A 6,186-nucleotide genomic window follows, 5' to 3' on the forward strand; every position below is an offset into this window, starting at 1 on the left:
TCCAGCCATGAACCAGCCCCCTGCCCTTTCCGACGACGAACTCGAGCGCTACGCGCGCCACATCGTGCTGGCCGAGATCGGTGGGCCGGGCCAGCAGAAGCTGAAGCGCGCGCGCGTCCTCGTCATCGGCGCGGGTGGGCTCGGCGCGCCGGTCCTGCAATACCTCGCCGCAGCCGGCATCGGCACGCTCGGCATCGTCGACGACGACCACGTCTCGCTGTCCAATCTCCAGCGGCAGGTGATCCATGCGACCGACGCAGTCGGCATGGCGAAAGGGGAAAGCGCCAGCGAAGCGATCGGTCGTCTCAACCCGCATGTGAAGGTTGAACTCCACGCCATGCGCATCACGGCCGACAATGCCGCCGGTCTCCTTGAAGGCTACGACATCGCCGTCGACGGTTCGGACAATTTTGACACGCGCTATGCGCTCGCCGATGCCTGCGCGACGGCCGGTGTTCCGCTCGTCACCGGCGCGGTCGGCCGGTTCGACGGGTCTCTCACCGTGCTGAAACCGTTCGAGACCGGGCCGGACGGACGGCAGAACCCGTCCTACCGCGATCTCTTCCCCGAGCCGCCGCCGGCCGGCCTCGTTCCGTCCTGCGCGCAGGCGGGCGTCGTCGGCGCGCTGACGGGCGTCATCGGCACGCTGCAGGCAATGGAAGTGATCAAGCTCGTCACGGGCGCCGGCGAGCCGCTGGTCGGCCGGCTCCTGCTCTATGATGCGCTCGGGGCGCGCTTCGACATCGTGAAATACCGCGCCGCCAGGGTTTAGCGGCGCATCGGATTTTCCGAAGACCGGTTTCCACTTTTCGGTCCAGTACGTCAGACCTTGAGCGGCAATACGCGGTCCGGCGGACGGTGGCCGTCGAAATAGGTGCGGATGTTGATGATCACCTTCTCGCCCATGTCGATCCGGCCCTCGATCGTCGCAGAGCCCATATGCGGCAGGATGACGACGCGGCCCTTTGCGGCAAGCTTCAGCAGCTTGGGGCTGACCGCCGGCTCATGCTCGAAGACGTCGAGGCCCGCGCCGGCCAACTTGCCGTCCTGCAGCATCCTGATGAGTGCATCCTCGTCGATGATGTCGCCGCGCGCCGTATTGACCACATAGGCCGAGGGCTGCATCAGCGCGAGGCGTCGGGCCGAAAGGAGATGGAACGTCGCCGGCGTCGAGGGACAGTTGACCGAGATGATGTCCATACGGGCCAGCATCTGGTCGAGGCTTTCCCAATAGGTCGCCTCCAGCTCATCCTCGATCTTCGGCGCAACCCGCTTGCGGTTGTGATAATGGATCGACAGGCCGAACGCCTTGGCGCGGCGCGCAACGGCAGTGCCGATGCGGCCCATGCCGACGATGCCGAGACGCTTGCCCCAGATGCGCCGCCCAAGCATCCAGGTCGGCGACCAGCCGGGCCATTTGCCGTCCTCGCTCAGCACGGCCGCACCCTCGACCAACCTGCGCGGCACGGCCAGCATCAGCGCCATCGTCATGTCCGCCGTGTCCTCGTTGAGGACGTTCGGCGTGTTGGTGACGGTGATGCCCTTCCTGGATGCGCTCACGACGTCGATATTGTCGACGCCGTTGCCGAAATTCGCGATCAGCTTGAGATTCGGCCCAGCCTGCTCGATCAGCGCCGCATCGATCCGGTCGGTGACGGTCGGCACGAGCACGTCCGCCTCGCGCATCGCCGCGACGAGTTCGGGCTGCGTCATCGGCCGGTCGTCGACATTGAGGCGCGCGTCGAAAAGCTCGCGCATACGCGTTTCGACCTGATCGGGGAGCTTGCGGGTAATGACGACCATAGGCTTCTTGCGGCCTGCCATGGGTTCCTCGAATCCTGACGCGTTGAGACCTCTTTAACCAAGAACGCGGATAGTTGGAACCGGAATCACCCGCATCTTCCGCGTGGCGCCGTTCTGCCGCTCGCCGCTGGCAGCGCCCACAGGAATGGCGCCTCAGAAAGGCTCGTCTCGACCATGCAGGACCGCACCGCTTCCTCCTCGCTCCTTCGCCGTGCGACCCTTACGGTCCTCGCAGCGGTGCTGGCGTTCGGCAGTGTGGGGCTTTCGGGCGTCATCGGGCAAGGGGCCGCATATGCGCAGCAGGTCGGCCCGAGCGGCTTGCCCCTGCCGCGCTTCGTCAGCCTGCGCGCCAACCGCGTCAACCTGCGTGTCGGTCCGGGCACCAATTATGCCGTCGAGTGGATGTATTTGAAGTCGGGCCTGCCGGTCGAAATCATCCAGGAATACGACAACTGGCGCCGCGTGCGCGATGCCGAGGGCGCGGAAGGCTGGATCAACCAGTCGCTTCTTTCCGGCAACCGGACCGCTGTTGTCGCGCCCTGGCACAAGGGCAAAGACGACGTTCAGGTCAATCTTTATGGCGCGGCGAACCGTGCTGCGGCGATCCGCGCCTATCTGGAGCCGGGCGTCATCGGGTCGATCCAGGCCTGCAACGGTGAATGGTGCGAGATGGACTTCGCCGGCCATCGCGGATGGATCGAGCAAGCGCAGGTATGGGGCGCCTATCCGGGCGAAACCTACACGAACTGACCGATCAGATCAGTTCAGCGGCTCTTCGGGCGCAGGCGAATGACGATGTCGACATTCGCGATTTCCATGCCTTCCGGCGGCGTCGGCAGATTGGTCACGCAGACCGGTCCGTGCTCGATGTCCATCACGCGGTTCTCGCCTTCGACGAAGAAGTGGTGGTGGTCCGACGTGTTGGTGTCGAAATAGGTGCGGGCACCCTCGACGGCGAGAATGCGCAACAGACCCGCTTCGGTGAACTGGTGGAGCGTATTGTATACGGTCGCCAGCGAAACGGCGACGCCGGCACCCTGCGCTTCCTCATGCAACTCTTCAGCAGACAGGTGACGGTCGCCCTGTGCAAACAGAAGATCGGCAAGCGCGATGCGCTGGCGGGTCGGACGAAGTCCGGCACGCCTGACGCGCATTTCGATATCAACTGGGGAGGTCTCGCTGCCTGAGGCCATTCTCTCGCCGATAAACTTGCCCTTGGAAATCGTGTTGCCGCCCAATTTCCCAGGCAGCGTTCCCAGCAAGATATATTCGGTATGCCGACCACGATCAATAGCGGCACATTGACCGCCAAAGACAGGCGCGTTAAGCGCGGAGCGCGGTTTCCTCGCGCAAACCGACTATGCTAGGGACTTTCTCAAACGGTCGCATGATGGCCGTGCCAACGGGACGGAGCGATATGGCTGACCAGAAATCAAGCTACGGTTACGAGGACCTTCTTGCCTGCGCAGAGGGCAAATTGTTCGGACCGGGCAATGCACAGCTCCCCGCTCCTCCGATGCTGATGTTCGATCGGATCACGCAAATCAGCGAGACCGGTGGCGAGTTCGACAAGGGCTTCGTGCGCGCCGAACTCGACATCAAGCCCGACCTCTGGTTCTTCCCCTGCCACTTCCCGGGCAACCCCATCATGCCCGGCTGTCTCGGGCTCGACGCCATGTGGCAACTGACCGGCTTCTTCCTTGGGTGGCTCGGCGAGGAAGGCAAGGGCATGGCCCTTTCGACCGGTGAGGTGAAGTTCAAGGGCATGGTGACGCCGTCGGTGAAGAAGGTCGAATACGGCGTCGACTTCAAGCGCGTCATGCGCGGCCGCCTCGTCCTCGGCATCGCCGATGGCTGGCTGAAGGCGGACGGCGAACAGATATACAAGGCAACCGACCTCAAGGTCGGTCTGTCGAAGCAGGAAGCTGCCTAAGGCATCCCGATACACTTGCGGACAAGTTATTGCCCGCCATCAAATGGAGCGCCATATGAGACGCGTCGTCATCACGGGTTTGGGAATCGTTTCCTCGATCGGAAGCAATGCCGAGGAGGTGACGACGTCACTGCGCGACGCGCGCTCGGGCATCTCCTTCTCCGACGAGTTCGCCGAGCACGGCTTCAAGTGCCAGGTCTGGGGCAAGCCCGACCTTGATCCCGCCGAGGTCGTCGACCGCCGCGCCATGCGCTTCCTGTCGAAGGGCGGTGCATGGAACCATGTCGCCATGGAGCAGGCGATCGCCGATGCGGGACTAGGCGAAGCCGAGATCACCAATGAACGCACCGGCATCATCATGGGCTCGGGCGGCCCGTCCACGCGCCAGATAGTCGAAGCTGCCGACATCACCCGCGAGAAGGGCAGCCCCAAGCGCATCGGGCCGTTCGCCGTGCCGAAGGCGATGTCGTCGACCGCGTCCGCCACGCTCGCCACCTGGTTCAAGATTCATGGCGTCAACTATTCCATCTCGTCGGCCTGCTCGACCTCGGCGCATTGCATCGGCAATGCCTATGAGTTGATCCAGTTCGGCAAGCAGGACCGCATCTTCGCCGGCGGCCACGAGGATCTCGACTGGACAATGTCGAACCTCTTCGACGCCATGGGCGCGATGTCGTCCAAGTACAATGACCGCCCGGAAGTCGCCTCCCGCGCCTATGACGAGGGCCGCGACGGCTTCGTCATCGCCGGCGGCGCAGGCGTCCTCGTCCTCGAGGACCTCGAAACGGCAAAGGCGCGGGGCGCCAAGATCTATGCCGAGATCGTCGGCTATGGCGCGACGTCGGACGGCTACGACATGGTCGCCCCTTCCGGCGAGGGCGCGGTGCGCTGCATGCGCCAGGCGCTTGCCACCGTGAAAGGCGACGTCGACTACATCAACACGCATGGCACCTCGACGCCGGTCGGCGACAGCAAGGAAATGGGCGCCATCCGGGAAGTGTTCGGCGACAAGATCCCGCATATCCAGTCGACAAAGTCGCTGACGGGACACTCGCTCGGCGCCGCCGGCGTTCAGGAATCGATCTATTCGCTCTTGATGATGCAGGCCGGCTTCATCGGCGAGAGCGCGCATATCGAAAATCTCGATCCCGAATTCGAAGGCATGCCCGTCGTGCGCAAGCGCATCGACGACGCCAAGGTCGACATCGCGCTTTCGAACTCGTTCGGCTTCGGCGGCACCAATGCAACGCTGGTCTTCCAGCGCTATCAGGGCTGATCCGATGCAAGGACTGATGAAGGGCAAACGCGGGCTCGTGATGGGTGTCGCGAACGACCATTCGATCGCGTGGGGCATCGCCAGGCAGCTTGCCGAGCATGGCGCGGAACTCGCCTTCACCTACCAAGGGGAGGCGTTCGGCCGCCGCGTCAAGCCGCTGGCGGAAAAGGTCGGCGCCAAGCTCGTCCTGCCCTGCGACGTCGAGGATTCCGCCTCCATCGACAGCGTCTTCGACGCGCTGAAGGCCGAGTGGGGAACGATCGACTTCGTCGTCCACGCCATCGGCTTTTCAGACAAGAACGAACTCAAGGGCCTTTACGCGAACACGACGAAGGACAACTTCACCCGCACGATGGTCATCTCGTGCTACTCGTTCACGGAAGTCGCCCGCAAGGCGGCCGAGATGATGAACCCTGGCGGGTCGATGCTGACGCTGACCTATGCCGGCTCCGTGCGCGTCATGCCGAACTACAACGTCATGGGCGTCGCCAAGGCCGCGCTCGAGGCCTCGGTGCGTTATCTGGCAGACGACTATGGCCCGCGCGACATTCGCGTCAACGCGATCTCGGCCGGGCCGGTGCGTACGCTTGCCGGTGCCGGCATCTCAGACGCGCGGCTGATGTTCTCGTTCCAGAGCCGCAATTCGCCGCTGCGCCGCACGGTCACGATCGACGAGGTCGGCGGCTCGGCGCTCTATCTTCTGTCGAACCTTTCATCAGGCGTAACAGGTGAAATCCACTATGTCGATTCGGGCTATCACATCACTTCGATGCCGCAGCTCGAAGAGCTGAAGTCGACTGACCGGATCGTAGGTGAAGGGGCGTAAGAGCCGCTCGAGACTGAAAAACAGTTCTTAACGAGTCTGCGGTAATAACTCTGTGAACCAGGGTTATTCCGCATGACGACTCGAAACCCGATCCGAACGAAAAGCTTCCGGCTGCTGACCGTCACGGTCTGTACGCTTGGCAGTTTCGTGATCGGCCTGACGGCAGCCCGCTACGGCATGGAGGGCGTTGCCGGCGTTCCGGCGGAGCTCGTCGGCCTCAGTGATCCAGCCCCACTGAACGGGTCCACCTTGAGTTATGGTTTTGACCATGAAGGAGGACCACGATGAGCAACAAACGACACAAGCCGGAAGAGATCGTCACGAAGCTTCGGCAGGTTGAAGTCCTGC

8 protein-coding genes are annotated in these 6,186 nt (G+C 63.3%); 6 read left to right on the top strand and 2 right to left on the bottom strand.

Annotated features, from left to right (window positions below):
* Window positions 1–7: 7 nt before the first annotated feature.
* Entirely contained in the window at window positions 8–772 is a 765-nt protein-coding gene (locus GTK01_RS11380; RefSeq protein WP_252926001.1) for a molybdopterin-synthase adenylyltransferase MoeB, read from the top strand.
* 50 nt (window positions 773–822) lie between these two features.
* Here GTK01_RS11380 and GTK01_RS11385 read toward each other — a convergent pair whose 3' ends face one another.
* Window positions 823–1,824 (bottom strand): D-glycerate dehydrogenase, encoded by a 1,002-nt coding sequence (locus GTK01_RS11385; protein WP_252926002.1) that lies wholly within the window; start codon window positions 1,822–1,824, stop codon window positions 823–825.
* Window positions 1,825–1,977: 153 nt separating this feature from the next.
* Between GTK01_RS11385 and GTK01_RS11390 the strand changes: the two genes are divergently transcribed.
* A complete protein-coding gene (locus tag GTK01_RS11390) occupies window positions 1,978–2,553 on the top strand; it encodes an SH3 domain-containing protein (RefSeq protein WP_252926003.1) in 576 nt (191 codons plus the stop codon).
* 14 nt (window positions 2,554–2,567) lie between these two features.
* On the opposite strand, the gene irrA is transcribed toward GTK01_RS11390, so the two are convergent.
* Window positions 2,568–2,996 (bottom strand): iron response transcriptional regulator IrrA, encoded by a 429-nt coding sequence (gene irrA, locus GTK01_RS11395; protein WP_252926004.1) that lies wholly within the window; start codon window positions 2,994–2,996, stop codon window positions 2,568–2,570.
* 224 nt (window positions 2,997–3,220) lie between these two features.
* Here irrA and fabA point away from each other — a divergent pair, with 224 nt between their 5' ends.
* From fabA to GTK01_RS11415, 4 genes are all read left to right on the top strand, one after another.
* Entirely contained in the window at window positions 3,221–3,736 is a 516-nt protein-coding gene (gene fabA / locus GTK01_RS11400) for a 3-hydroxyacyl-[acyl-carrier-protein] dehydratase FabA (protein WP_024586724.1), read from the top strand.
* 55 nt (window positions 3,737–3,791) lie between these two features.
* Window positions 3,792–5,012, top strand: coding sequence for a beta-ketoacyl-ACP synthase I (gene fabB, locus GTK01_RS11405; protein ID WP_252926005.1), 1,221 nt, complete (start codon window positions 3,792–3,794; stop codon window positions 5,010–5,012).
* Between the two features lie 4 nt (window positions 5,013–5,016).
* Window positions 5,017–5,838 carry an enoyl-ACP reductase FabI gene (gene fabI / locus GTK01_RS11410; RefSeq protein WP_252926006.1) on the top strand — a complete coding sequence of 274 codons (822 nt, stop codon included), beginning with the start codon at window positions 5,017–5,019 and terminating at the stop codon, window positions 5,836–5,838.
* Between the two features lie 72 nt (window positions 5,839–5,910).
* A complete protein-coding gene (locus GTK01_RS11415) occupies window positions 5,911–6,126 on the top strand; it encodes a hypothetical protein (RefSeq protein ID WP_252926007.1) in 216 nt (71 codons plus the stop codon).
* The last annotated feature ends 60 nt before the right edge of the window (window positions 6,127–6,186 follow it).

Origin of the sequence: Aliihoeflea sp. 40Bstr573, from assembly GCF_024105655.1 — a bacterium.
Taxonomy (GTDB): domain Bacteria; phylum Pseudomonadota; class Alphaproteobacteria; order Rhizobiales; family Rhizobiaceae; genus Aliihoeflea.

Excerpts from the sequence above, each read along its gene's own strand:
- GTK01_RS11380 (WP_252926001.1), top strand. The coding sequence starts at position 8 with ATGAACCAGCCCCCTGCCCTTTCCGACGACGAACTCGAGCGCTACGCG.
- GTK01_RS11385 (WP_252926002.1), bottom strand. The coding sequence starts at position 1,824 with ATGGCAGGCCGCAAGAAGCCTATGGTCGTCATTACCCGCAAGCTCCCC.
- GTK01_RS11390 (WP_252926003.1), top strand. The coding sequence starts at position 1,978 with ATGCAGGACCGCACCGCTTCCTCCTCGCTCCTTCGCCGTGCGACCCTT.
- irrA (WP_252926004.1), bottom strand. The coding sequence starts at position 2,996 with ATGGCCTCAGGCAGCGAGACCTCCCCAGTTGATATCGAAATGCGCGTC.
- fabA (WP_024586724.1), top strand. The coding sequence starts at position 3,221 with ATGGCTGACCAGAAATCAAGCTACGGTTACGAGGACCTTCTTGCCTGC.
- fabB (WP_252926005.1), top strand. The coding sequence starts at position 3,792 with ATGAGACGCGTCGTCATCACGGGTTTGGGAATCGTTTCCTCGATCGGA.
- fabI (WP_252926006.1), top strand. The coding sequence starts at position 5,017 with ATGCAAGGACTGATGAAGGGCAAACGCGGGCTCGTGATGGGTGTCGCG.
- GTK01_RS11415 (WP_252926007.1), top strand. The coding sequence starts at position 5,911 with ATGACGACTCGAAACCCGATCCGAACGAAAAGCTTCCGGCTGCTGACC.